This is a genomic window from Dactylosporangium sp. CA-052675, assembly GCF_050947935.1.
In the GTDB taxonomy this organism is placed as follows: domain Bacteria; phylum Actinomycetota; class Actinomycetes; order Mycobacteriales; family Micromonosporaceae; genus Dactylosporangium.
Map to the genome: position 1 here is coordinate 4,657,159 of NZ_CP192010.1, position 23,387 is coordinate 4,680,545.

Sequence of the window (23,387 nt, forward strand, 5' to 3'; positions counted from 1 at the left end):
GCAGGGGTGGGTCTGATCATAGCAACCGGTTGACCGGTTTTGGGAAGGCCCGGTTGGTGCCCTTCCGCGCTCGGCTATCGTGTTGGGATGCCCGCGTACCGCGATGACCGCTCGGCGGAGATCGGTGCCGCACTCGGCACGCTGCCGTCGGGGAGCGCGGTGTCCGCGGTGGCGACGAGCCTGCTCGACCTGTTCACCGGCGGCAGCCTGGAGCCCGGCACCCGCCTGCCGCCCGAACGGCAGCTCGCGGCGACGCTGGGCGTGGGCCGGTCGGCGGTCCGCGAGGCCCTCGCCGCCCTCGAGATCCTCGGCATCGTCGAGGTGCGCGCGGGGGCCGGCACGTTCCTGCGCGGCAGCACCAGTGAGCTGCTGCCGCAGAGCCTCAGCTGGGGCATGCTGATCGGGCGGCGCAGCACCGAGGACCTCGTCGAGCTGCGCGGGGCGCTCGAGATCTACGCGGCCCGCCTGGCCGCCGAGCGGATGAGCCCGCAGAGCGTCGCCCGGCTCGGCGCCCATCTGGAGCGGATGCGCTCGTCGCGGGCGGACGTTGCGGCCTTCGTCGAGGCGGACCAGCGCTTCCACCAGGAGCTGGCCGACGCGACCGGCAACGCCACGCTGGTGGACCTGCTCCGGATCATCCGCTCCTTGCTGCGCGTGTGGGTGGACCGGGCGGTGCACGAGCCGGAGCAGATCGATCTCGCCATCGCCGAGCACGTCGCGGTGCACGACGCGATCGTGGCCGGCAACGGCGACGCGGCCGCGTCGGCGATGGCGGTGCACATGGTGACCGCGGGCCGGCGGCTGCTGGCCGATGCGAGCACCGCGGAGTCCCCGGCCCGCTGACGCCGCCGCCCGGCCCGAATGAAACGTGTCAAAATCTCGGGCGGGTGGCTTTTAAAACGTATCAACGGCCTGTACGGTCACCAGCGTGACGGACCTGTTCCCGCCAGATGCGGTCCTCGAGCGCCTGTTCACCGGGGCCACGTGGAGCGAGGGTCCCGTCTGGCTGCCGTCGGTGCGCCGGCTGCGCTGGAGCGACATTCCCGCGAACCGCATCCTCGAGTACGACGAGGCGACGGGCGCCACAAGCGTCCTGCGGGCCGACGCCGAATTCCCCAACGGGCGGACCCTCGACCTCCAGGGCCGCGTGGTGCAGTGCAGCCACGGCCGGCGGGCGGTCGAGCGGGAGTCGCGGGGCGGCCCGCAGACGCTCGTCGACCGCTGGGCCGGCGGGCGGTTCAACTCGCCCAACGATCTCGTGGTGGCCGGCGACGGTGCGATCTGGTTCACCGACCCGCCGTACGGCATCCACGAGAGCGGGCGCGAGGGCCATCCGGGGCGGCCGGAGTACGGCGGCTGCTTCGTCTTCCGCTTCGACGAGGCCGGGGGCACGATCGAGCCGGTCGTCACCGACATGGTGCACCCCAACGGCCTCGCGTTCTCGCCCGACGAATCGATCCTGTACGTGGCCGACACCGGCTACCTGCAGGTCCCCGGCGCACCCCGCTGCATCCGCGCCTATGACGTCGTCGGCGGCACCCGCTGCACCGGCGGCCGAGACCTGGTCGAGGTGCGCCCGGGCGCGACCGACGGCCTGCGGGTGGACGTCGAGGGCCGCATCTGGAGCTCCAGCGCCGACTCGGTGCAGGTGTTCACGCCGTCCGGCGAGCGGCTGGCCGTGGTGGCGGTGCCCGAGAAGGTGGCGAACCTGTGCTTCGGCGGCGATGACGGCCGGACGCTGTACATCACCGCCTCGACAAGCCTCTACCGAATCCGGACCGCCACGACGGATGCGTGCCCAGCGACCCGATGAGGTCGCCGCGCGAAGCGCCCCGCGAGCGGTCACACGACAGCGAAGGAAGACCCACATGGCAGGGTTGCAGACCACGGCCGGCGACGTCGCGGGAAGCGAATCGGTCCTGACCGCGGAGGCCCTCGAGTTCGTCGCGGGGCTGCAGCGGACCTTCGGCGAGCGCCGCGCGGCGCTGCTGGCCGAGCGTCCCGCGCGCCGGCGGAGCATCGCCGCGGCCGGCCGCGACGGGGCCAGATGGCGCGCCGACACGCAGGCCGTCCGCGACGACCCGGGCTGGCGGGTCGCGCCGATCCCGCCCGCCCTGCGCCGACGGCGGGTGGAGATCACCGGGCCGACCGAGCGGAAGATGGCGATCAACGCGCTCAACTCCGGTGCCGACGTGTGGCTGGCCGACCTCGAGGACGCGAACACCCCGCACTGGGACAACGTGGTGAGCGGCCAGGTCAACCTGCGCGACGCGGTCCGGCGGACGATCGCCTTCCGCGCGCCGGACGGGCGTGAGTACGCGCTGCGCCAGGACGGGGCCGCACGGCTGCCCGTCATCGTCGTGCGGCCCCGCGGCTGGCACCTCGACGAGCGGCACGTCCAGGTCGACGGCCGGCCCGCCGCCGGCGCGCTCGTGGATTTCGGCCTGTTCTTCTTCCACAACGCGCACGTGCTGGCCGATCGGGGCGACGGGCCGTTCTTCTACCTGCCCAAGCTGGAGAGCGCGGACGAGGCCCGCCTGTGGGCCGACGTCTTCCGCCACGCGGAGGAGGCGCTCGGCGTGACCGCCGGGACCGTGCGGGCCACCGTGCTCATCGAGACGCTGCCGGCGGCGTTCGAGATGGAGGAGATTCTCTACGAGCTGCGGGAGTACATCGCGGGTCTCAACGCCGGCCGCTGGGACTACCTGTTCAGCATGATCAAGGTGTTCCAGGACTCGGGGGCCGACTACGTGCTGCCGGACCGCAACGCGGTCACGATGACGGCCCCGTTCATGCGGGCCTACACGGAGCTGCTCGTCTCGACCTGCCACCGGCGGGGCGCGATGGCGATCGGTGGCATGGCCGCCTTCATCCCGAGCCGCCGCGACGAGGCGGTCAACGCGACGGCGCTCGCGAAGGTCCGCGACGACAAGCGGCGCGAGGCGGGTGACGGGTTCGACGGCTCCTGGGTCGCCCACCCGGACCTGGTGCCGCTGTGCGCCGCGGAGTTCGCGGCCGTGCTCGGCGACCGCGACAACCAGCTCGACCGGCAGCGCCCCGATGTGGACGTCAAGCCGGCCGACCTCGTGACCATCGCCGGGACCGGGGCCGAGGCCACCGAGGCGGGGTTGCGCAACGACATCTCCGTGGCGCTGCGGTACGTCGCGACCTGGCTCGCGGGCAACGGCGCGGTGGCCATCTACAACCTCATGGAGGACGCCGCGACCGCCGAGATCGCCCGGTCCCAGGTCTGGCAGTGGCGGCGCAACGCCGTGGTGCTGAGCGACGGCCGGCCGGTGACGGCCGAGCTGGTGCGCCGCTGCATCGCCCAGGAGGCGGCCGCGGCCCGGGCCGAGCTCGCGGGCGGTGCCGCCGCCAAGGTCGATCAGGCGGTCGCCGTCGTCGAGCGGCTCGTGCTCGACGAGGAACTCGCCGACTTCCTCACCGTCGCGGCCCTCGAGCTGATCTGATCCACAGTGGACACCGTAGACCTGTCCGCGCTCGCCCGGGCCCTCCCCGAGGGCGCGGTCATCGTCGACCCGGACGTCATGGAGCGCTACCGCCGGGACTGGGCCCGGGACCGCTCGGCCGGAAGACCGCTCGCCGTCGTGCGCCCGGCCGGCACGCGGGACGTCCAGGCGGTCCTGCGCTGGGCCGCGGCCGCGCGCGTCCCGGTCGTGCCGCGCGGTGCGGGCACCGGCCTGTCCGGCGGGGCCACGGCGGTGGACGGCGGGCTGGTCCTCTCGCTGGAGCGGATGCGGGCCGTCGCCGTCGACCCGGTGGCCCGGGTGGCCGTGGCCCAGCCGGGCGCGCTGAACGCCGACGTGAAGCGGGCGGCGGCCGCGGCCGGGCTGTGGTACCCGCCCGACCCGTCCTCGTTCGAGTCGTGCTCGATCGGCGGCAACGCGGCCACCAACGCGGGCGGGCTGTGCTGCGTGAAGTACGGCGTCACCGCCGACTACGTGCTGGGCCTGGAGGTCGTGCTGGCCGACGGCGCCGCGGTGCGGCTCGGCGGCCCGCGCCTGAAGGACGCCGCCGGGCTGTCGCTCACCAAGCTCTTCGTCGGCTCGGAGGGCATTCTCGGGGTGATCACGGAGCTGACCCTGCGCCTGCTGCCGGCCCCGCCGCCCGCCTCGACGCTCGTCGCGACGTTCCCGACGGTCGAGGCGGCGGCCGCCGCCGTGCTCGGCATCACCGCGCGGCTGCGCCCGGCGGTGCTCGAGCTCATGGACCGGACCGCCGTCAACGCGGTCGAGGACCACGCGGCCATGGGCCTGGACCGGACCGCCGGCGCGCTGCTGCTGGCCCGCAGCGACGCGCCCGGCCGTGCCGCCGCCGAGGAGATCGCCGCGATGGAGGCCGCGTGCGCCGGCCAGGCGGCGACGGAGATCTTCACGACCGACGACCCCGCCGAGGGCGAGGCCTTCGCCGCGGCCCGGCGGCTGGCCTTCCCGGCGCTGGAGCGCCGCGGTGAGCTCCTGCTGGAGGACGTCGGCGTCGCCCTGCCCGACCTGCCGCGGCTGGTGGGCGGCATCGAGGCGATCGCGGCCGCCCACGATGTGACCATCGCGCTGGTGGCCCACGCGGGCGACGGCAACACCCATCCGGTGATCGTCTACGACGGCGACGACCCCGCCCACGCGGCCCGCGCCGAGCGGGCGTTCGCGGCGGTGATGGACCTCGCGCTCGCCCTCGGCGGCACCATCACCGGCGAGCACGGCGTCGGGCGGCTGAAGCGGCCCTGGCTGCCGGAGTACCTCGGCGACGGCGCCCTCGCCCTGACCCGCCGGGTGAAGCAGGCCCTGGACCCGCTCGGCATCCTGAATCCCGGGGCTATGCTCCCGACGGAAGGAACACGATGATCGACCGCTACGCGGAACTGCTGAGCGCGCACATCCTCGCGAAGAGCGGCGAGATGACGCGTGAGCCGGTGGGCATCCTGCGGCACCCCTTCCTCGTCCCGGCCAGCCCGGACTCGCCGTACTACAGCGGCCACCTGTGGGACTGGGACTCCTGGTGGGTGAGCGTCGTGCTCGCCCAGGTCGAGGTCGAGACCGGGCAGCGCGGCCGGTACGCGGCGTACGAGGAGGGCAGCATCCTCAACTTCCTCGACCACAGCACGGACGGCTTCGTGCCGATCCAGCTCAACCCCGAGGGCAGCCTCCGGCACGGCGACTTCGGCAGCGACGAGGAGTACGCCCGGCGGCAGAACACCCACAAGCCGGTGCTGGTACAGCACGCCGCCCTCCTGGCCCGCCGGCGCGGGGACGCCGAGTGGCTGCGCCCGCATCTCGGCACGCTCGAGGCGTTCCTCACCGGATACCTCACCCGTCACCTCCACGCCGAAACCGGCCTGCTGTACTGGCAGACCGACTTCGCCGTCGGCGTCGACAACGACCCGTCGGTGTACTACCGCCCGGCGAGGAGCACCGCCGCCATCTATCTCAACAGCCTCATGTACCGCGAGTTGCTGGCGTACGGCGAGCTGCTGGAGCGCCTCGGCGAGGTGCGGGAGTCGGTGCGGTGGAGGCGCCGTGCCCAGGACCTCGCCGATGCGGTCAACCGGCACTGCTGGGACGAGCGCGACGGCACCTTCTACAGCGCCGACCTCGCGCTGCGCCCCGTCGACCCGGCCGACTGGCTCCACAGTGGAGCGCCACGGGCCTGGTCGTCACTGCTGCTGCGGATCGACAGCTGGTCCAGCTTCCTGCCGATGTGGGCCGGGTTCGCCTCCCGGGAGCAGGCGGAGCGGATGGTCGAGCGGATCCGCGACCCCCGCACGTTCGCCGCGAACTACGGCATCCGGTCGCTGTCGCGGCTCGAGAAGATGTACGACCTGCGCGCGTCCAACAACCCGTCGAACTGGCTCGGCCCGGTCTGGGGCATCAGCAACTACATGGTGTTCCGGGGGCTGGTGCGCTACGGCTTCGTCGACGACGCCCGCGACCTGGCCGAGAAGACGGTCCGGCTGTTCGGCCAGGATCTGCAGACCAACGGCTGCCTGCACGAGTTCTACCACCCGGACAGCGGCGAACCGATCATGACGCGGAACTTCCAGAACTGGAACTTCCTGGTCCTGCAGATGATCGCGTTCCTGGCCGGTCGCCCGATGGCGACCGAGTTCTGAGGCGCGCGCCGAGGCCGGGGCCCGCCCCGGCCAGTAGTTGACACGTTTCAAAAGCGAACAGAGGATGGGCTGGTGACCCTATGCATACCGCCGACACCCCAGGCCCGGACATGACCGAATTCCCCGACAAGCCGACCGTCGCCCTGGTCGGCACGCTCGACACCAAGGGCGCCGAATACGCATGGGTGGCCGGGCAGCTGGCCGCCCACGGCGTGGGCGTGCTCCTGCTCGACGCCGGTATCCTCCCACCCGCCGGCCTGCCGGCGCCGCTGACGCCCGGGTCCGCGCCGGTCGTGATCGGGCCGGACGAGGTGGCGGCCGCCGCCGGCACCAGCATCACCGCGCTGCGCGACGGCAACGACCGCGGCGTCGCGGTCACCACGATGGGGGAGGGGGCCGCCGCCGTCCTCGGCCCGCTCGTCGCCCGGGGCGCCGTGCACGGCGTCCTCGCCCTCGGCGGCAGCGGCGGCTCCTCGATCGCGGCCCGAGCCGTGCGGGACCTGCCCATCGGCCTGCCGAAGCTCATCGTGTCCACCATGGCGGCCGGCGACGTGTCGCCGTACGTGGGCGCCGCCGACGTGACCATGATGTACAGCGTCGTGGACATCTCCGGCATCAACCAGATCTCCCGCGCCATCCTCGGCAACGCCGCCGCCGGGATCGCCGGCATGGCGACGGCCTACGCGCGGCGGGCGCCGGTCGCCGAGGACCGCCCGCTGATCGCCGCGTCGATGTTCGGTGTCACCACGCCCGCCGTCGAGGCCGCCCGGGCACGGCTGGAGGAGCTCGGCTACGAGGTGCTGGTGTTCCACGCCACCGGCTCCGGCGGCCGGGCCCTGGAGGGCCTCGCGCGCTCCGGCCTGCTCGCCGGGGTGCTCGACCTGACGACCACGGAGCTCGCCGACGACCTCGTCGGCGGCGTCCTCACGGCCGGGCCGGACCGGCTCACCGCCGCCGGTGCGGCCGGGATACCCCAGGTGGTCAGCCTCGGCGCGGTGGACATGGTGAACTTCGGGCCGGCGGACACGGTACCCCCGAAATTCGCCGACCGGCAGTTCTTCGTGCACAACCCGACCGTCACCCTGATGCGCACCACCCCGGAGGAGAACGCCGAACTCGGGCGCCGGATCGGCGCCAAGCTCGCGAACGCCGCCGGCCCCACGGTGCTCGCGGTGCCGCGCGGCGGGGTCTCCGCGTTGGACGCGCCCGGCATGCCCTTTCACCATCCCGATGCTTCGGCGGTACTGTTCGAGGCCGCGCTCGCCGCGGTCGCGTCGAGCGGCGTCGAGGTCGTCGATTCGCCGTTGCACATCAACGACCCGCAGTTCGCCGTCGCGGCCGCCGACCGGCTGCACGCGCTCATCGTGGCCCGGCACTCGGCGGCGGTGAGGTGAGCATGGATCGCACCAGCGCGCTGGCCCGGCTCCGGGCCACCATCGCGGCCGGGCGGCCGGTGATCGGGGCGGGCGCCGGGACCGGCATCTCCGCCAAGGCCGCCGAGGCCGGCGGGGCCGACCTGATCATCATCTACAACTCGGGCCGCTACCGGATGGCCGGCCGCGGCTCGCTCAGCGGCCTGCTCGCCTACGGCGATGCCAACCAGATCGTCGTGGACATGAGCCGCGAGGTGCTGCCGATCGTGCGGGACACCCCGGTCCTGGCCGGCGTCAACGGCACCGACCCCTTCCGGGTGATGGGCCGCTTCCTCGACGAGCTCAAGGCCCTCGGCTTCGCCGGGGTGCAGAACTTCCCGACCGTGGGGCTGATCGACGGGGTCTTCCGGCAGAACCTGGAAGAGACCGGCATGAGCTTCCGGCTCGAGATCGACATGGTCCGGCTGGCCCGCGAGCGGGACCTGCTCACCGCGCCCTACGTGTTCGACGTGGAGCAGGCCGCGGCCATGGCCGACGCGGGCGCCGACGTGCTCGTGCCGCACATGGGGCTGACCACCAGCGGCTCGATCGGCGCGCGGACGGCGCTGAGCCTGCCGGAGTCGGCCGAACGGGTGCAGGCCATGCGCGACGCCGCGACCGCCGTCAACCCGGACATCATCGTGCTCTGCCACGGCGGCCCCATCGCCGAGCCGGCCGACGCCCGGTACATCCTCGCCAACACCACCGGCGTCGTCGGCTTCTTCGGCGCCTCCTCGGTCGAGCGCCTGCCCACCGAGCGGGCCATCGAGGCCCAGCTGGTCGCCTTCAAGAACATCACCGCCACCGATGAGGAGCCCGCATGACGACCTTCCGCCGCCCCGACGAGAACCCGACCCGCGTCTTCGACTGGGGCACCATCAAGTGGCTGGTCACCCCGCACCTCGACGAGGGGGCCGGGCTGACCACCGGCGAGGTGATCGTGTACCCGGCGCAGGGCCACGCGCCGCACGTGCACCCGAACGAGGAGGAGGTCATCTACGTGATCTCCGGCGAGGGTGAGCAGACCGTCGGCGACGGCCCGGCGTTCCCGATCCGCGAGGGCGACGCCGTGTACATCCCGGCCAACACGCTGCACTCGACGTACAACACCACGTGGCGCCCGCTGCGGCTGGTGGTCGTCTACACCCCGGGCGGCGCCGAGACCGGCCTCGACGGCCTGCCCGACGCCCGCATCATCGAGCCCGGGGTCGCCCCGGCCTGGAGCCAGGTGCGCCAGTGACCGGACCGGGGTCCCCGGCCCCGGGGACCCCGGCTGGTTCGGACAGCATCCGGGCATGCCGAACGGCGGCGGGCGCTGGCACACTGTCCGCCATGAGCGAGGTGCTGTTGCGCGACCTGGTCGAGGCCGACCTGGAGGTGCTCTACGAGCAGCAGCGGGAGGAGGAGGCGGTCCGGCGGGCGCAGTTTCCCGCCCGCGACCGGGAGCCGTTCATGACGCACTGGCGCACGAAGGTGCTTGCCGACTCCGCCAATCACGTCCAGATCGTCGTGGCCGGCGGTGCGGTCGCCGGCAGTGTCATGGCCTGGTGGCGTGACGATCGGCGCTTCATCGGCTACTGGCTCGGGCAGCGTTTCTGGGGACGGGGCATCGGCACGGCGGCCCTGCGCCTGTTCCTGCGGCGTGAGCGGATCCGGCCCCTCTTCGCCGACACGTTCGCCGGCAACACCGCCTCCGTCAAACTCCTGCAACGGTGCGGCTTCCGCCAGGTGGGCACCGAGCACGAGGGTGATCTGGAGTTCGTGGTGCTCATGCTCGCCGACGGCGCTCCGCCGGCGGCCGTCGACGACGCGGCCGGCGCGGCGCCCGCCACGACGGAGTAGGACCGCGACCGGGTCGGGACCTTCGGCCTTGGAACGGGCGCCGTGGCGCGGGGACCATGAAGTGAGGCCGGTTCGCCGTGCCGACCCGGCTCCCAGCGGGACGGAGGGGCTCCGATGGCACAGCGGCGAGGCGCCCGCCTGTGGGCGGCCCGAGAGGCACTGCTGTTCTGGTTGACGACGCTGCTGCTCATCGCCGGTGTGGTGGCCGCCGCCACGGGCGCGGGCAGTCCGGCGGCCGCGCTGTGGGCCGGCGCGACGCTGGTCGGCCTGGCCTACTCGACGATCACCATCGCTGTCGCGCTGCTGCGCCGCCGGCCCTCGGTGGACGTCATCGCGTGGCTGGCGCTGGTGGGCGCCCTGCTGGTCGGCCAACCGCTGGCGGGCGCGGTGATCGCGGTCATGCTGTTCACGGGAGGCGTGCTGGAGGCGCGCGCGTCGGCCCGGGCCCGCCGGGAGCTCGGCCGCCTGGCCGCGGGCGCGCCGCGGATCGCCCGCCGGGAGGGCCCGGAGGGCGTGGAGGAGATCCCGGTGGACCGGGTCGCGGCCGGCGACCGGCTGGTGGTCGGCGCGGGCGAGCTCGTCCCGGTCGACGGCCGGCTGCTCGACGACGGCGTGTTCGACGAGTCGGCGCTGTCCGGCGAGCCGCTGCCGGTCGAGCGGCGGGCCGGCGACAGCATCCGCAGCGGTGTCGCCAACGCCGGGCCGCCGGTGCGGATGCTGGCCACCGAGACCGCCGCCGCGTCGACCTACGCGGGCGTGGTGCGCCTGGTCGAGCAGGCCCAGGCGAGCGGCGCCCCCTTCGTCCGCCTCGCCGACCGGTTCGCGCTGGCCTTCGTACCGCTGACGCTGCTGGTGGCCGGGCTGGCCTGGGCGATCTCGGGCGAGGCGGTGCGGGCCGTAGCCGTGCTGGTCGTGGCGACTCCCTGCCCGCTGCTGCTGGCCGCCCCGATCGCCATCATGTCCGGCGTGTCCCGGGCGGCCCGCTACGGGGTGATCCTCAAGGGTGGGTCGGCGCTGGAGCGGCTGGCCGCCGGACGGGTCCTGCTGTTCGACAAGACCGGCACGCTGACCAGCGGCCGGCCCGTCCTCGCCGCGGTGGTCACCGGCCACGACCGGCCCGCCGACGAGGTCCTGCGGCTGGCCGCCGCGCTCGACCAGTCCTCGGCACACGTGCTCGCCGCGCCCATCGTGACCGCGGCCCGCGAGCGCCGGATGAGCCTGCCGGCGGCGTCGGACGTGCGGGAACAGCACGGTTTCGGCATCGAGGGAACCGTCGAGGGGCACGCGGTACGGCTCGGCAAGGCGGCCTGGACCGTCGACGGCCCCGCACCGCAGTGGGTGCGCCGGGCCCGCCGCCGGGCCGCCCTGGACGGGTCGCTGACCGTGTTCGTGGCGGTGGACGGCCGGCCCGCCGGGGTCCTGCTGTTCGTCGACCCGCTGCGGCCCGACGCGCCGCGCATGATGCGGACGCTGCGCAACGCCGGCATCGAGCGAACCGTCCTGATCACCGGCGACCGCGCGGACATCGCCGAGACCGTCGGGCGGATCGCCGGCGTCGACGCCGTGTACGCCGACCGCGACCCCGCCGACAAGCTCGCCATCGTCGGCGCCGAACAGGCCGCCGCCCCGACGGTCATGGTCGGCGACGGGGTGAACGACGCCCCGGCGCTCGCCGCCGCCGGGGTCGGCGTCGCCCTCGCGGCCCGCGGCGTCACGGCCGCCGCCGAGGCGGCCGACGTCATGCTCACGGCGGACCGCGTCGACGGCCTCGCCGACGCCATCCTCGTCGCCCGGCGCGCCCATCGCATCGCCCGCCGCTCGGCCGCGCTCGGCATGGCCCTGTCGGTGGCCGCGATGATTCCGGCCGCGGCCGGCCTGCTCACGCCGGTGGCCGGCGCGCTGCTGCAGGAGGCGATCGACGTGGTCGCCATCGGCCTGGCCCTGACGGTCCTGCTGCCGCAGCGCACGCACACCGTCACCATGCCGACCGCCGACCTCGCCGTGGCCCGGCAGCTGTACGCGCAGCACAACGCCATCCGCCCCCTCGTCGAGCAGATCCGGGCCGTCGCCGACGACCTCCCCGCCACCGGAGGCGACCTCGGCCCCGCCCGCGACCTGCTCGACCGCCTCGAGGCCGACCTGCTGCCGCACGAGCGGGCCGAGGAGGCGCAGCTGCTGCCGATCGTCGCGCGGGCCCTCGGCGGCCCCGACCCGATCGCGGCCCTCAGCCGCACCCACGCCGAGATCGAGCACCAGATCCGGAGGCTGCGCCGAACCCTGCCGGACACCGACAGCCAGGCCGAGCCGGAAGACGTCATCGACCTGCGGGCCGGGCTCTACGGCCTGCACGCCATCATGCAGCTGCACAACGCCCAGGAGGAGGAGAACGCGTTCAGCCTCATGCCGGCGGCATCCACCCCGGCCTGAGCCGCACGAGGGTTACCGGCGCGATTGCTGGGTAGCCCGGCGTCTTGGCTTCCCGAAGGGGGCAAAATGTTCATCCTAGGCTTGATCCTGCTGCTGATCGGTCTGTTCGTCGGCATCCCGATCCTCACCACGATCGGCATCATTCTCCTCGTGATCGGCGCGGTGCTGTTCATCCTCGGGTCGCTCGGCCGGCCGGTGGCCGGACGGCGTCATTACTGGTAGCCGCCCGCCGCCGGTTGTGTCGCGCCGCGGTGGGTTCTACGTCGGCGACCAGCACCTACGCCGCGACGGGCAAGCCCGCGGTCTCGGCTGTGTCCTGGCCGAGGCCGACGGCCTGCTCCCGCAAGAGTCCGATGACCGCGGCGCGTGCCACGGCGGTCGAGGCAGGGCAGAGTTCCGACGAATCCGGATCGGCGACCCTGCGGCGGTCACGCCGTCGACCGGTCCAAAGGCACCACGTCGCCGCTGTTCAAGGCTTCGAAGGCTGGGGCAAGGGCTGACTACCGCTCCATCAACTCGAGCAGGTAGGACGCGACGTCGCTGCCGTACTCGGCAAGGGCGGCCCGCAGCGCCGCCCGGTAGGCGTCGCGCTCGTCCGCGGTGCGCTGCGGCGCTCGGTACGACGGGAACAGCGCCTGCAGGGCCATGTCTCTGCCGTCGGGGCCCATCTCGGGTGCGAGGGCCATCAGCTGTGCCCACGCGCCGGGCACGCGGTCGGCGCAGAGCGTGAGCGCGCGGCAGAAGTCGTTGTAGTCGAACCGCCCGGGCTGCGCGCCGACCCGCACGAGCGCCTCCAGGACCTCGGGCGGGACGCTGTCCATCCGCCCGAGGAACCACGCGGCCTGCACGGCCCGGTCGTCGTCGGCCCCGTGCAGGTCGGCGAGCACCGTCGCGAGGATGTCGGGATCCGGTCGCACCCCGGCGCAGACCGCGCATCCGCACCGCTCCCGTGCGGCCTCGACGCGGCCGGCCTCCTCCGCGGTCAGCTCGTCGAGCGGCAGGAGGAGGTTGTCGCCCCGCAGCCCGTCGTCCTCCACGAGCCACAGCCGGTCGCGCACGACCACGAACCGCTCCTTGCCCGCCGCCGCGTCGGGCTGCGATCCGGTGATGGTGACCCCGTGCTGCCCGGCGACGTACCTCATCCGAGCCCACTCGACGGCGACGGCGACCTCGCACCAGTGCGCCCACGCGAGCATCGAGCGCAGGCAGCTGCCGGCGGGGTTGGGAAACCACAGGTACATCCGCCGGGCCCCGGCCTGATGCGGTATCGCGGCCGGTTCGAGCCCGTCGAGGTAGTGGTCCAGCTCGTCGTAGGCCTTGCCGCCGAGCCAATGGAACCATGCCGCGAACGTCCGCGTCTCCTCCCACACCGCCACGCGCGCCGCGTCGACGTCACCGTCACCGTCAATGCCGATCGAGAACCCGATGCCACCCATGCGCGCGAACGCTACCAACCGCCCGCAACCCGCCCCGCCACCCGCACGAAGGCCTACTCCAACCGCCGGGCGTGGCCCGCGTGTCCCAGCGATCGCTCCGGCCGCGTCGCGTCGGCCAGGGTCCGGGCGTCTCGATGACGTGGATCGCGCGCGGGGCCGCGACTCGATGCGCGGCGTCATCCTTGGCGGCCTGACGTCGCGAAGCTCGCATCTATCGATCATGATCGCTGCTCAGCAGGCGTTTCAGCTCGGCGGCGTTGCGCTGGGCGAAGTCGCGATAGCAGTTGTTCATCAGGACGTGGGTCTCCGCGGTGCTCGCGGCCAGGGCCTGGAGGCGTGGCGTCCACGCCGACAGTTCCGCGTCGGAGTACAGGTAGCCGAACTTCTCGTGGATGTCCTTGCTCGTCCACCGCTCGCTGTGCCCGTGGAAGCGCACGACCGCCAGGTCCGAGGTGGCCTCGACGACCGGCGGGATCGACGAGCGGTGGCCCTGGGGCATGTCGACGACCACGTACGGCAGGTCGTGCGCGCGCAGGAAGTCGAGCGTCTCGCGCTCGTTGTCGCCGTCGAACCACGACGCGTGGCGGAACTCGACGGCGGCGCGCAGGGGTTTGCAGCGGGCGGCCGCCTCGAGCAGGGTTTGCTTGTTGTCGCGGCGGATCGTGAACCACGGCGGGAACTGGAACAGCACCGAGCCGATCTTGCCGGTCAGCGGGTCGAGGGCGGACAGGAAGCGCGCCCAGACCTCGTCGACGGCGGCGGGTGGCAGGTGCCGCGGGTAGACGTTCGCCTTGTCCGTGTCGGGGCGCAGCTCGCGGGGCAGCGCGCTCACCTTCGTCGGGTGGCCGGTCAGCAGGCTGAAGGCCTTGATGTTGAACGTGAAGCCGGGCGGGGTCCGTGCGGCCCAGAGGCGGGTGGTCTCCGCGTTCGGGGGGGCGTAGTACGTCGCGTCGACCTCGACGAGGGGGAACTGGCGCGCGTAGTAGGCCAGCCGCTCCTGCGCGGTCGTGGCCGACGGCGGGTACCAGCCGGACTCCAGCAGCGTCCGGTCGGTCCACGACGCCGTGCCCACCTTGATGTCGCCCATCAGCCCCGCTGTTTCCCGCGGCGGCCGGGGCAAACGTCAGGCGGACGGTGAGGCGCCCTCGACCCCCGCCTCCCGGCGGCGTGTCGGCTATGCGACCGATCATCGTCCGGGGCCGGGCAACCTCGGCCTTGAGCTGCGAAAACATCCCGACAGCAAGGCTTGACGCCCGCGGTTAACCTGAGCGCTTCATGATCATCGAAGGAGCGTTCATATGAAGCGTCTTGCGCTACCCATAGCCCTGCTCGGCCTGGCCCTGACCGCCTGCGGCGACCCCGAGGCCGACCCTGCGGCCCCGGCGGCCTCCACCACCGCGGCGGCCGCCCCCACCACCGCGAAGGCCGCCGCGTTCCCGAAGGGCGAGGCGGGGGCGAAGGCCCTGATGGAGGCCCTGCGCGCGGCCGACGGCGCGGAGACGGTGCAGACCCTCCAGCCTACGGCGGCCGACTACGCCGCGGTGTTCACGGACGAGCTGGCGTCCAAGGCGGAGTCGTACTACAAGACGAAGCTGTGGAACGGCGAGAAGGTCCAGCTGGCCGGCTCGGCGTCCCAGACCGACCTCAAGCTGTACCAGGCCACGACCGAGGACATCCGCCAGTGGACCCCGGCCGTGGAGCGTGACTTCCCGGGCGGCTACGAGAAGCTCGGTGCCCACCTGCGGCCGGGCCTCACGGTGTACCGCTGGAAGTACACCGAGCCGGGCGCGGATACGGGCCGCGCCTACGAGGGCCTGGTGTACGTGAACGACCACTGGATCTGGGTCCCGAAGGCCTGGGAGATCCTGGAGCGGTGACGGCCTGCGCCGGGCGCCGGTCCAACCCCGGCCCGGTGCCCGGCGGTCGTCGGCCGGCGGTCCGAACCTGCGGCACGCGGACGTAGGCTCTCAGGATGCGGATCGGCGAGCTGTCACAGCGCACGGGCGTGAGTCCCCGCTCACTGCGGTACTACGAAGCGCAGGGCCTGCTGACCAGCTCACGCTCCGAGGCCGGGCAGCGCCACTATGCCGATGCCGAGGTCCAGCGGGTGTCGCTCATCCGGCAGCTGTTCGACGCGGGCCTGTCGAGCCGGGTGATCGCGACGGTGCTGCCGTGCGTGGAGACCCCCAGCGAACCGGGCGTCGCCGAGCTGGCGTTCGCGACGATGACGAGCGTGCGCGACCGGATCGACGCCGACATCGCCCACCTGATCGAGACCCGGGATGCGCTCGACGAGCTGATCAGGGCCAACAGCCGGCACCGGGCGGAGCTGGCCACGGCGCCGTCAAGCGGTGGCACGGTCGGCCTGATGCTGTGACCCGCGCCTCAGCCGGTTGCCCCTGACATCGGTGTGAGCGGTGAGGATGGCGACAGGGCCCGGAACCACCGCGGCCGGTCACGCGAGAGGCGGAAAAAGACGATGGGTCAGGCGTGGGGTTTCGGCAGGTACGGCGGGCCCGAGGTGCAGGAGTTCTTCGATCGGCCCGATCCCGTCCCCGGCCGCGGCGAGGTGCTGATCCGGGTCGACGTCGCCGGCGTGAATCCCCTCGACCACATGCTGCGCTCGGGTCTGGTCCCCGGGCTCGACGGCGGGCGTCCGTTTCCCCGCGTGCTGGGCATGGAGGCGGCGGGGACCGTGCTCGCCCGGGGCGAGGACGCCGACGGGCTCGAGGTGGGCGACGCGGTCTTCGGCTTCGCGCTCACCGGTGGCGGCACCTACGCCGAGACGACGGTGCTGTCCGCACCGAACACCGCGCGCATCCCGGCGGGTCTGTCCGCGACCGTGGCGGCGACGCTGCCCGTGGCCGGGACGACCGCGGTGGATGCGCTCGACCAACTCGGCCTCCCGGCCGGGGCCACACTCCTGGTCAACGGGGTCGGCGGCGGGGTCGGCCTCGCCGTCGCCCGGCTGGCCGTCGGGCGCAGGCTGCGTGTGATCGGCACCGGCAGCACCGCCAAGCGCGCGCAGGCCGAGACCATCGGGGTGCGATTCATCGACTACGCCGCCGGGGACGTTGTCGCCGCGGCACGCGAGCTGGCTCCGGGCGGCTTCGACGGCATCGTCGACCTCGTCGGAGGCGCCTCCCTGCGGACGGTCGCCGCGCTGGCCCGGGAGCGCCGCAACGTCCTCGCCGTGGGTGATTCGTCCGTGCCCGAGCTCGGTGGGCGGTTCGTCGAGCGTCGCCTCGACCGCGAGAACCTGGAGCGGTCCGCCCGGCTGGCCCTCGACGGACTGGTCGCACCCGTGATCACGGCGGTCCATCCGCTCGCCGACGCCCCGGCCGCCCTCGCCACCGTCGAGAACGGTCACGCCTCGGGCAAGGTCGTCATCAAGGTGGCCTGAGCAGTGCCCGGCCGCCAGGACCGCCGCATGCACGCACGCGCGGCGGGCCGCGGCCCGGTGGGCGCTGCCGGGCGGTGCTCCTTGCGCCTCAGGACAGGGCGATGCGCAGGCAGGCGTACGTCGGGATGAGCACTCGCCGCCCGTAGCGGCGCTCCACGATGCGCCAGGGGCGGCCGGTCGCCAGCAGCGCGCGCAGCAACGCGGTCAGCTCGGCCCGGGCCACCGGCGCGCCGAGGCACAGGTGCCGGCCGGCACCGAACCACAGCTGACGGTTGTCGGGCAGGTACTCGCGGTCGAGGTCGAAGCCGCCCGGCGCATTGTTCGCGGTGTACGTCAGCATCAGCACCCGCTCTCCCGCGCGCAGCCGCCGGTCGGCCACCTGCACGTCGGCGCTCACCGACCGGCCGATCACCGGGGCGGGGGTGGTGACTCGCAGGCCTTCGCGGACCGCGTCGGCGATGCGGTGCGGCTCGGCGCGCAGCCGCTGCTGGGAGGCGGTGTCGTGCAGCAGTGCCACCGTACGCGCCATCGCGCTGGCCGCGGTCTCGGTGCCGGCCACCATCAGCAGTACCGCCAGGCCCTCGGTCTCGCGCAGCCCCAGGCCCAGCTCCCGGCAGCGGCCCAGCAGCCGGTCGGCGGGCGCGTCGCGCCACGCGGCGGCGACCCCGCCGGTCATCCGGGCCACGATGGCGCGGGCGGCGGCGACGGTGGCCTCGGGCAGGTGCGTGGAGGCGGTGCTGCCCAGGGCGAGCGCGGCCAGGCGCTCGCCGGTCTCGAAGATGTCGCGGTACGCCGCGTCGTCGTCCGGCGCCGCGACGGGCAGGCCGAGCAGGTCGGCCACGATCCGCCCGACGACGACCCGGCCGAGGTCGGCGATGTCGACGGTCTCGCCGGCGGCCAGGGCGGCGGTGCACCGATCGAGCCGCGGCCCGGCGACCCGGGCGACCAGCGCCGCCGCCGTGTCCTCGGTGAACAGCTCGCGCGCCTTCGTGCGCAGCGCGTGGTGCCCGGCGCCGTCGAAGGCGTCGTACACCCAGTCGCCGAGGACCTGGGCCCACAGGTGGCCGACACCGCCCTCCCCGAGCAGCGTGAAGTGCTCGGGGTCGTTGAGGATGCGCCGCGCGGTCACCGGGTCCGCGACCAGCCAGCCCAGGCCCGGCATCCGCCGGATGGGGCGGGCGAAGCGGCCGAGCGTGAGCAGCACGGGCAGTGCGGGTCGGCTCGCCGCCAGTAACCGCAGCTCATGACGCCGGGCAAGATCGAGGGCCACGCCGCCACGCTATTACAATGACGCACTGGCCGAAGTGGGGGTACGGGTGTGGAGCGACGGATCACCGCGCTCGGCGGGGTCGCGGTCCACCTGCCCGAGGACCGGCTGTCCAGCAGAGACGTCGAACGGCGCGTCGCCGCGCTCAGCGACGGGTTCGCCCCGCCGGCGGGGCTGATCCGCCGCCTCACCGGCGTCGAGCACCGCTACCTGATGCCGGCCGACTGGCAGGCCTCCGACCTCGCCGTCGCGGCCGCGCAGAAGGTGCTGGCCGACACCGGCACCGCACCCGCCGACGTGGACCTGCTCATCTTCGCCTCGGCCAGCCAGGACATGGTCGAGCCGGCGACCGCGCACATCGTGGCCGAGAAGCTCGGCCTGGGCTGCCCGGTGTTCGACGTCAAGAACGCGTGCAACAGCGTCCTCAACGCGATGGAGGTCGCCGACGCGTTCATCGTCTCCGGACGGTACCGCCGGGTGCTCATCGCCTCCGGGGAGTCCCCGTCCCGGGCGACGCGCTGGCGGGTGCCCGGCATCACCGCGTTCCGCACCGCGTTCGCCGGCTACACCCTCTCCGACGCCGGCGCCGCCCTGCTGCTGCACGCGGCGCCCGCCCGCCCGGACGGCCCCGGCATCCTCGGCTTCGGCGCCGCCGCGAACTCCAGCGTGTGGGACGTCGGCACGCTGCCCGCCGGCGGTTCGGCGCACCCGCGCGAGGAGGAGTACACCTATTTCCGCATCGACGGCGGCCGGCTGCGCGACGCGTTCTCCGCGCTCGGCCCGCAGGTGCTGCACGACACCGTGGACCGGCTCGGGCTGCGCTGGGACGACTTCGCGGTCGTCGGGGTGCACCAGGTGTCACTGGCGTTGCTGGAGGCGGTGCGCTCCGGCATCGGCGTGGCCGCCGACCGGCTTGTGGTGACCCTGCCCGAGCACGGCAATCTGGCCTCGGCGAGCCTGCCGCTGCAGCTGTCGCTCGCGTTGCGCTCCGGCCGGGCCGGCCCCGGCGATCTGGTCGCCCTCGTCGGGCTCGGCGGCGGGATCAGCCTGGGCATCGCGGTGATCCGGCTGTGAGGCTGTGGGTGGTGGTACCGGCCTACAACGAGGCGCCGGGCATCGCCGCGACCCTGAAGGCGCTGGCCGCGCAGACCGACCGCGACTTCACGGTCGTGGTCGTCGACAACGGCTCCACCGACGGCACCGCCGGCGTGGTCCGCGGGTTCACCGGGCCGGTCGGTGCCGGGCCGGTGCGGGTCATCGCCGAGGCGCGCAAGGGCACCGGCGCGGCCGCCGACTCCGGCATGCGGTACGCGATCGGCCACGGCGCCACCCACCTGGCGCGCACCGACGCCGACTGCCTGCCGCACCCGGACTGGATCGCGCGCATCCGCGCCGCGTTCGGCGACGGCCTCGAGCTCGTCGCCGGGCAGCTGCTCCCGCGCACGGACGAGGGGCCGCTGCCGCGCCGGTACCGATGGCTGCTCGTCGGCGCCGTCGAGGTGGCGGCGTGGTTCGGCAAGTTCCGCCCCGCCAACCGCGACCCCGCCTACCTGGGCCCGTACGTCATGGCGCCCGGCTGCAACATGGCCATCGAGGCCGGGCTGTACGAGCGAGCCGGCGGCTTCCCGCGCACCGCGATCGAGGAGCTGCACGAGGACCGCGCACTGGTCAACGCGGTGCGCCGGCTGACCCCCGCCTACGGGCTGCGCCGCGACGTGAAGGTCCGCGGCTCGACCCGGCGGGTGCGGGCGTGGGGGATGCGCCGGACGCTGGCGTGGTACGCCGACCACCGCTACCGCCCGTCCATTGTAGACATTCGATGACCGCCCGATGGGAGCGGCGCATCCAGCTCGCGGCGCACCCGCTGACGTACCCGCTCGCCCGCGTCCTGGCCCGGCTCGGCCCGGTGGTGCGGGTGCCGGGGCTCGGCGTCGTGGTCAACGACGCCGCAACCGCGCGGGCGGTGCTCACCGACACCGACACGTTCAGCAAGGCCGCACCCGGTTCGCCGGCCGACCTGTGGACCCCGGTCCTCGGGCGCAGCGTGCTGCTGAACATGGCCGGCCCCGAGCACGCCCGGCTGCGCCGCCGGCTGTCCGGCCTGTTCACCCCGGCCGTGGTGCGCGGGCTGTGCGAGCGGGTGCTCGCCGCCACCCTGACCGACATGACCCGCCGCCTCGCCGGCGGGGAGGGCGTCGACGTGGTCACCGAGGTCCGCCGCTGCGCGGGTGCGGTCATCGCCGAGCTGGTCGGGCTGCCGACCCGCGAAACCCGGCAAGCGGCCCGCTTCGACGAGATGTTCGCCCGCGGCACGGAGGTCACGTCGATGGTGCGGCTGACCCGGCGCGGCCTGACCCCGCGCCAGGTCGTGCGAGCCCGCACGGTCATGGCGGAGCTCACCGCGCCGGCCGTGACCGCGTACCGCGCCGCCGATGCCCGCACCGTGCCCGGCCGGATGCGCGAGCTGGGCCTGACCGAGGACGAGGCGCGCGGCGCCGTCGCCGCGTTCGTCCTCACCGGCACCGAGACCCTCGTGTCGTTCGTGCCCCGGCTGGTCGCGCTCGGCGTCGACAGCGGCTGGCTGGCCCGGCTCGCCGACGATCCGTCGTGGTCGGACGCGGTCGTGGCCGACGCCCTGCGCTACACGGTGCCGTCGCCGGTCATGCTGCGCGGCGTCGCGGTCGCCGGCCGCGTCGGCCCGGTCGCCGTCGCCCCCGGCGACCGGGTGGTCATCATGACCCTGTCCTGCGCCCGCGCCCACGGCCCGTTCGACCCCGAACGGCCGCACCCGGCGGAGCTGCGCCAGCTGTGGTTCGGCGCCGGCGTGCACTTCTGCCTCGGCATGCCGCTCGCGCTGGCCGAGATCCGCGCCTTCCTCGACGCGATCCTCGACGCCTGGCGGCAGGCCGGCCCGCTCGTCATCCGCGAACGCCGGGCCGCCGCGCGCGTGCTCATTCCCGGGTACGCCCGGCTCGTCCTCGGCCGCCCGTCGTGACCGACCTGCTCACCGCCCTGCTCGCCACCTGCGACGCGCGCGGCGACGCCCCGGCGCTGCGCGCGGACTCGGCGCGCCTGACCTACCGCGGACTGGGCGCGCGAGTCCGGGCGACGGCGGCGGGGCTGCGCGCCGCCGGGCTGGCCGACGGCGACCGGGTGCTGTTCTCGGTACGCCCCGAGCCCGCCGGCGTCGTGCTCGCCCTCGGCATCGTCGCGGCCGGCGGCACCGTCGTCTTCGCCGACCCCGGCGCCGGCCCCGAACTGTTCGCCGCCCGCCTCGCCCGCACCGCGCCGCGCTGGGCCGCCGCCGAGTCGCTGCTCTACGGCGTCAGCGCCTGGCGGGTGACCCGCCGCCTCGCCCGGCGCCGCGGCGTGCTGCTGCCCGCGTACGACCGCCTGCCGGTCCGCCACGTGTACGCGGGCCGATGGCTGCCCGGCGTGCCCCGCGGCGCGCTGAGCGCGGCCCGCCTCGCCCGCTTTCCCGGGACGTCCACAGTGGACGACGCCGCCGACCGGGAGGCGCTCGTCGTGTTCACCTCCGGCACAAGCGCGGCGCCGCGCGCCGTCGTGCACACCCGCGGCTCGCTCGGCGCCGGCCTGTCCGTGCTCGCCGGCCGCTGCGCCATCGGCCCGCACGACGTGGTGCACACCGACCAGCTAATGCTGGGCCTGCCCGCGCTGGTCGCCGGCGCACTGTGGACGATGCCGCCGTACGGCCTCGCGCCCGCCGCCGACCCGGTCCGCTACGCCGCCGGCCTGACCGGGGTGAGCCACACGTTCTGCGTGCCCGCCGACTTCGCCGCGGTCCTCGACGCGATCGACGCCGGGCGGGTGGCCGCGCCGGCCGGCCTGCGCCACGTCCTGCTCGGCGGCGCCCCCGTCGGTCAGCCGCTGTTGCGCCGGGCCCGGCAGGTGCTGCCCGGCCCCGAGATCCTCAGCGTGTACGGCATGACCGAGATCCTGCCGGTCGCCACCGCCACCGCCGAGGACAAGCTCGCCCACCGCGGCCCCGGCGACCTCGTCGGCGCGCCGCTGCCCGGCGTGCGGGCCCGCCTCGCCGACGACGGCGAACTGCTGGTCGGCGGGGCGAACCTGTGTGCCGGGTACCTCGGCGAGCCCCCGATGACCGAGCACGCCACCGGCGACCTGGCCCGCCTCGACGGCGACCGGATCGTCCTCATCGGACGGAAGAAGGACATGATCATCCGTGGCCGGGTGAACATCTACCCGGGCCTGTACGAACCGGCGATCGCCCGCCTCGACGGTGTCGCGCAGGCCGTGCTCGTCGGCCTGCCGGGCCCGTTCGGCGACGAGCGCGTGGCCCTCGCGGTGGTGCCCACCGACCCCGAGGACGCCACCCGTTCGCCGGAGCGCCTCGCCGCCGCGGTGCGGGCCGCGCTGCCCGGAGTGCTCGACGCCGGCGCGCTGCCGGACGCGGTCTACGTCGTGCCGGCCATCCCGGTCACCGGCCGCACCAGCAAGCCCGACCGCGACGCCCTGCGAACCATGCTGGAGGCGCGGTGCGCATCGCGGTGACCGGCGCGGCCGGGTTCGTCGGGGGCGCCGTGGCCCGGGCCGCCGCCGGCGCGGGCTGGCGGGTGCACGCGTTCGGCCGCGCGCAGTGGGACATCGACCGCGGCCCGCTACCGGACCCGCCGGCCGTGGACGCGGTCGTGCACTGCGCCGCGGGCGTCAACGACTGGGGCCCGGCCGCGCCGACCTGGCGCACCAACGTCGACGGCACCCGGCACGTGGCGCAGACCTTTCCCGGCGTACGCCTGGTGCACATCTCCTCGGCCAGCGTCTACGACCCGTTCGTGCCGACGGTGTGTGCCCGCGAGGATGCCGCCCCGGTCTCGCGGTACCTGACCGCCTACGCCGCGTCGAAGGCCGCGGCCGAGCGCTTCCTCGCGTCCCGGCCGGCCACGGTGGTGCTGCGCCCGCACGCGGTCTACGGCCCCGGTGACCGGGTCCTGTTGCCGCGGATCCTCGGCGCGATCCGCGGCTCCAACCTGTGGATCGTCGGCGACGGCCGCACCCGGCAGTCGCTGACCGCGATCGGCAACCTGGTCGACGCCGCGCTGCGCGCCTGCGAGCCCGATGCCCCGCCCGGCGTCTACAACGTCGGCGACGCCGAACCGGTCGCCGTCGCCGACGCGCTGCGCGAGCTGCTCGCCGCCCGCGGCCTGCGGGTCGGCGTCCGCACCCTGCCGGTTCGCCCGGCGTGGGCGGTGGCGGGTGCGGCCGAGGCGGCCTGGCGCCTGGCCCGCCGCCGCCGGCCACCCCGGCTGACCCGGTATGCGATCGCGCACCTGGCCATGGAGCGCACCCTCGACCTGACCGCGGGTCGCACCCGCATGGGCCTGCGACCGGCGCCGACGTCCTTCGCCGGCGCCGAGACCTGGTGAGCTGCGGCAGCGCCCGCGTCGACTGCCGAGGTGAACCATGGGGTGATTCGCGGTGCCCGGACCGCGAC

22 protein-coding genes and 1 pseudogene are annotated in these 23,387 nt (G+C 74.3%); 20 read left to right on the forward strand and 3 right to left on the reverse strand.

The genetic code is table 11. The features are described from left to right. Window positions 1–87 precede the first annotated feature (87 nt). The 12 genes and pseudogenes from ACQP1P_RS21370 to ACQP1P_RS21425 all read left to right on the forward strand — a co-directional run bounded on the left by ACQP1P_RS21370 (window position 88) and on the right by ACQP1P_RS21425 (window position 12,030). Complete coding sequence (locus ACQP1P_RS21370; RefSeq protein WP_433088711.1) at window positions 88–843, forward strand: FadR/GntR family transcriptional regulator; 756 nt, start codon at window positions 88–90, stop codon at window positions 841–843. An 85-nt stretch (window positions 844–928) separates the two neighbouring features. Continuing rightward, window positions 929–1,813: an SMP-30/gluconolactonase/LRE family protein gene (locus tag ACQP1P_RS21375; RefSeq protein ID WP_433088713.1), complete on the forward strand. Its 885-nt coding sequence runs from the start codon at window positions 929–931 to the stop codon at window positions 1,811–1,813. A gap of 55 nt (window positions 1,814–1,868) precedes the next feature. Further along, window positions 1,869–3,470 carry a malate synthase A gene (aceB, locus tag ACQP1P_RS21380; RefSeq protein WP_433088715.1) on the forward strand — a complete coding sequence of 534 codons (1,602 nt, stop codon included), beginning with the start codon at window positions 1,869–1,871 and terminating at the stop codon, window positions 3,468–3,470. A 78-nt stretch (window positions 3,471–3,548) separates the two neighbouring features. After that, the gene (locus ACQP1P_RS21385; RefSeq protein WP_433090069.1) at window positions 3,549–4,862 is read left to right on the forward strand and encodes an FAD-binding oxidoreductase; all 1,314 of its coding nucleotides are present in this window, start codon (window positions 3,549–3,551) and stop codon (window positions 4,860–4,862) included. After that, window positions 4,859–6,127, forward strand: a complete 1,269-nt coding sequence (locus tag ACQP1P_RS21390; RefSeq protein WP_433088717.1) for an MGH1-like glycoside hydrolase domain-containing protein — start codon at window positions 4,859–4,861, stop codon at window positions 6,125–6,127. Before ACQP1P_RS21385 ends, ACQP1P_RS21390 begins: the two co-directional genes overlap by 4 nt. A 110-nt stretch (window positions 6,128–6,237) precedes the next feature. Continuing rightward, complete coding sequence (locus ACQP1P_RS21395; protein ID WP_433088718.1) at window positions 6,238–7,521, forward strand: Tm-1-like ATP-binding domain-containing protein; 1,284 nt, start codon at window positions 6,238–6,240, stop codon at window positions 7,519–7,521. A 2-nt stretch (window positions 7,522–7,523) separates the two neighbouring features. Then, window positions 7,524–8,363: a phosphoenolpyruvate hydrolase family protein gene (locus ACQP1P_RS21400; protein ID WP_433088720.1), complete on the forward strand. Its 840-nt coding sequence runs from the start codon at window positions 7,524–7,526 to the stop codon at window positions 8,361–8,363. Continuing rightward, window positions 8,360–8,779 (forward strand): cupin domain-containing protein, encoded by a 420-nt coding sequence (locus ACQP1P_RS21405; RefSeq protein ID WP_354772533.1) that lies wholly within the window; start codon window positions 8,360–8,362, stop codon window positions 8,777–8,779. Before ACQP1P_RS21400 ends, ACQP1P_RS21405 begins: the two co-directional genes overlap by 4 nt. A gap of 92 nt (window positions 8,780–8,871) precedes the next feature. Further along, window positions 8,872–9,381 carry a GNAT family N-acetyltransferase gene (locus ACQP1P_RS21410; protein ID WP_433088722.1) on the forward strand — a complete coding sequence of 170 codons (510 nt, stop codon included), beginning with the start codon at window positions 8,872–8,874 and terminating at the stop codon, window positions 9,379–9,381. A gap of 114 nt (window positions 9,382–9,495) precedes the next feature. Continuing rightward, a pseudogene (locus ACQP1P_RS21415) lies at window positions 9,496–11,355 on the forward strand (heavy metal translocating P-type ATPase); the annotation flags it as partial. Between the two features lie 6 nt (window positions 11,356–11,361). Beyond that, window positions 11,362–11,808, forward strand: a complete 447-nt coding sequence (locus ACQP1P_RS21420; RefSeq protein ID WP_433090071.1) for a hemerythrin domain-containing protein — start codon at window positions 11,362–11,364, stop codon at window positions 11,806–11,808. A gap of 81 nt (window positions 11,809–11,889) precedes the next feature. Next, window positions 11,890–12,030, forward strand: coding sequence for a DUF6131 family protein (locus tag ACQP1P_RS21425; RefSeq protein WP_433088724.1), 141 nt, complete (start codon window positions 11,890–11,892; stop codon window positions 12,028–12,030). 278 nt (window positions 12,031–12,308) lie between these two features. Here the strand turns inward: ACQP1P_RS21425 and ACQP1P_RS21430 are convergent, their stop codons facing one another. Together ACQP1P_RS21430 and ACQP1P_RS21435 are read right to left on the reverse strand one after the other, a co-directional pair. Further along, window positions 12,309–13,244, reverse strand: coding sequence for a hypothetical protein (locus tag ACQP1P_RS21430; protein ID WP_433088726.1), 936 nt, complete (start codon window positions 13,242–13,244; stop codon window positions 12,309–12,311). A gap of 211 nt (window positions 13,245–13,455) precedes the next feature. Continuing rightward, window positions 13,456–14,331 carry a DUF72 domain-containing protein gene (locus ACQP1P_RS21435; RefSeq protein WP_433088728.1) on the reverse strand — a complete coding sequence of 292 codons (876 nt, stop codon included), beginning with the start codon at window positions 14,329–14,331 and terminating at the stop codon, window positions 13,456–13,458. 211 nt (window positions 14,332–14,542) lie between these two features. Here ACQP1P_RS21435 and ACQP1P_RS21440 point away from each other — a divergent pair, with 211 nt between their 5' ends. From ACQP1P_RS21440 to ACQP1P_RS21450, 3 genes are all read left to right on the forward strand, one after another. Then, a complete protein-coding gene (locus ACQP1P_RS21440; protein ID WP_433088730.1) occupies window positions 14,543–15,121 on the forward strand; it encodes a hypothetical protein in 579 nt (192 codons plus the stop codon). Between the two features lie 95 nt (window positions 15,122–15,216). Continuing rightward, window positions 15,217–15,621: a MerR family transcriptional regulator gene (locus ACQP1P_RS21445; RefSeq protein WP_433088732.1), complete on the forward strand. Its 405-nt coding sequence runs from the start codon at window positions 15,217–15,219 to the stop codon at window positions 15,619–15,621. Between the two features lie 102 nt (window positions 15,622–15,723). Further along, window positions 15,724–16,647: an NADP-dependent oxidoreductase gene (locus tag ACQP1P_RS21450; protein ID WP_433088734.1), complete on the forward strand. Its 924-nt coding sequence runs from the start codon at window positions 15,724–15,726 to the stop codon at window positions 16,645–16,647. 88 nt (window positions 16,648–16,735) lie between these two features. Here the strand turns inward: ACQP1P_RS21450 and ACQP1P_RS21455 are convergent, their stop codons facing one another. Further along, on the reverse strand, window positions 16,736–17,917 hold the full coding sequence (locus ACQP1P_RS21455) for a cytochrome P450 (protein WP_433088736.1): 1,182 nt from the start codon (window positions 17,915–17,917) through the stop codon (window positions 16,736–16,738). Window positions 17,918–17,965: 48 nt separating this feature from the next. Here ACQP1P_RS21455 and ACQP1P_RS21460 point away from each other — a divergent pair, with 48 nt between their 5' ends. Genes ACQP1P_RS21460 through ACQP1P_RS21480 form a run of 5 tightly spaced genes read left to right on the forward strand, consistent with a single transcriptional unit; the run spans window position 17,966 to window position 23,319 of the window. Then, the gene (locus ACQP1P_RS21460; RefSeq protein WP_433088738.1) at window positions 17,966–18,988 is read left to right on the forward strand and encodes a 3-oxoacyl-ACP synthase III family protein; all 1,023 of its coding nucleotides are present in this window, start codon (window positions 17,966–17,968) and stop codon (window positions 18,986–18,988) included. Then, window positions 18,985–19,737, forward strand: a complete 753-nt coding sequence (locus ACQP1P_RS21465; protein WP_433088740.1) for a glycosyltransferase family 2 protein — start codon at window positions 18,985–18,987, stop codon at window positions 19,735–19,737. The genes ACQP1P_RS21460 and ACQP1P_RS21465 overlap by 4 nt, the downstream gene beginning before the upstream one ends. Further along, the gene (locus ACQP1P_RS21470; RefSeq protein WP_433088742.1) at window positions 19,734–20,909 is read left to right on the forward strand and encodes a cytochrome P450; all 1,176 of its coding nucleotides are present in this window, start codon (window positions 19,734–19,736) and stop codon (window positions 20,907–20,909) included. Before ACQP1P_RS21465 ends, ACQP1P_RS21470 begins: the two co-directional genes overlap by 4 nt. After that, window positions 20,906–22,447, forward strand: a complete 1,542-nt coding sequence (locus tag ACQP1P_RS21475; protein ID WP_433088744.1) for a class I adenylate-forming enzyme family protein — start codon at window positions 20,906–20,908, stop codon at window positions 22,445–22,447. Before ACQP1P_RS21470 ends, ACQP1P_RS21475 begins: the two co-directional genes overlap by 4 nt. Then, window positions 22,432–23,319, forward strand: a complete 888-nt coding sequence (locus ACQP1P_RS21480; protein ID WP_433088746.1) for an NAD-dependent epimerase/dehydratase family protein — start codon at window positions 22,432–22,434, stop codon at window positions 23,317–23,319. The genes ACQP1P_RS21475 and ACQP1P_RS21480 overlap by 16 nt, the downstream gene beginning before the upstream one ends. The last annotated feature ends 68 nt before the right edge of the window (window positions 23,320–23,387 follow it).

What these genes read in the sequence shown, in the direction of transcription:
- ACQP1P_RS21370 (WP_433088711.1), top strand. Translation starts at nt 88, where the DNA reads ATGCCCGCGTACCGCGATGACCGCTCGGCGGAGATCGGTGCCGCACTC.
- aceB (WP_433088715.1), top strand. Translation starts at nt 1,869, where the DNA reads ATGGCAGGGTTGCAGACCACGGCCGGCGACGTCGCGGGAAGCGAATCG.
- ACQP1P_RS21385 (WP_433090069.1), top strand. Translation starts at nt 3,549, where the DNA reads ATGGAGCGCTACCGCCGGGACTGGGCCCGGGACCGCTCGGCCGGAAGA.
- ACQP1P_RS21390 (WP_433088717.1), top strand. Translation starts at nt 4,859, where the DNA reads ATGATCGACCGCTACGCGGAACTGCTGAGCGCGCACATCCTCGCGAAG.
- ACQP1P_RS21395 (WP_433088718.1), top strand. Translation starts at nt 6,238, where the DNA reads ATGACCGAATTCCCCGACAAGCCGACCGTCGCCCTGGTCGGCACGCTC.
- ACQP1P_RS21400 (WP_433088720.1), top strand. Translation starts at nt 7,524, where the DNA reads ATGGATCGCACCAGCGCGCTGGCCCGGCTCCGGGCCACCATCGCGGCC.
- ACQP1P_RS21405 (WP_354772533.1), top strand. Translation starts at nt 8,360, where the DNA reads ATGACGACCTTCCGCCGCCCCGACGAGAACCCGACCCGCGTCTTCGAC.
- ACQP1P_RS21410 (WP_433088722.1), top strand. Translation starts at nt 8,872, where the DNA reads ATGAGCGAGGTGCTGTTGCGCGACCTGGTCGAGGCCGACCTGGAGGTG.
- ACQP1P_RS21420 (WP_433090071.1), top strand. Translation starts at nt 11,362, where the DNA reads ATGCCGACCGCCGACCTCGCCGTGGCCCGGCAGCTGTACGCGCAGCAC.
- ACQP1P_RS21430 (WP_433088726.1), bottom strand. Translation starts at nt 13,244, where the DNA reads ATGGGTGGCATCGGGTTCTCGATCGGCATTGACGGTGACGGTGACGTC.
- ACQP1P_RS21435 (WP_433088728.1), bottom strand. Translation starts at nt 14,331, where the DNA reads ATGGGCGACATCAAGGTGGGCACGGCGTCGTGGACCGACCGGACGCTG.
- ACQP1P_RS21440 (WP_433088730.1), top strand. Translation starts at nt 14,543, where the DNA reads ATGAAGCGTCTTGCGCTACCCATAGCCCTGCTCGGCCTGGCCCTGACC.
- ACQP1P_RS21445 (WP_433088732.1), top strand. Translation starts at nt 15,217, where the DNA reads ATGCGGATCGGCGAGCTGTCACAGCGCACGGGCGTGAGTCCCCGCTCA.
- ACQP1P_RS21450 (WP_433088734.1), top strand. Translation starts at nt 15,724, where the DNA reads ATGGGTCAGGCGTGGGGTTTCGGCAGGTACGGCGGGCCCGAGGTGCAG.
- ACQP1P_RS21470 (WP_433088742.1), top strand. Translation starts at nt 19,734, where the DNA reads ATGACCGCCCGATGGGAGCGGCGCATCCAGCTCGCGGCGCACCCGCTG.